Raw genomic sequence first — 420 nt, 5'->3', positions numbered from 1 at the left:
TCGCTGTATATTACGCTGACCAAGGAATACTTGGAGAAGAAGACGGACAAGGCAACCAAGGTAACGGATTATACGCCCGAAGCCAAAGCGAATGTGAACAAGCTGATTGCGAATTTGGTTGAGAATTTTGACCGCTATGGCGACCCGAACGGAGAAAAATTGACGGCGGAGCAAATCCGGGATTTACTCGACCTGAATTTCAAGAAAAATTTCGCCTACACTCCCCGCCGGATCAAGCAAAGGCTCTCTACCGGGGAAGTCGCTTACTTTATGGAGCACAAGAATGAATACCCCGGCCTGGAGGTCGTGGAAGAGAATATCCGGCATTACGACAAGGATACGGTGGCGGCGCAGACGGTCGGCTATGTCAAGCTGTTCAAGAATTCCAACAGCCTTTCCATTTATCAGAATATTTTGTAT

General features: G+C 48.1%; 1 pseudogene. It reads left to right on the top strand.

The features are described from left to right. Positions 1–420: pseudogene (locus L692_RS27890) on the top strand (penicillin-binding protein 2); the annotation flags it as partial.

Source organism: Paenibacillus forsythiae T98 (assembly GCF_000520735.1).
Taxonomy (GTDB): Bacteria; Bacillota; Bacilli; order Paenibacillales; family Paenibacillaceae; genus Paenibacillus_AQ; species Paenibacillus_AQ forsythiae.
This window is presented reverse-complemented; position numbering and strand designations above follow the sequence as displayed.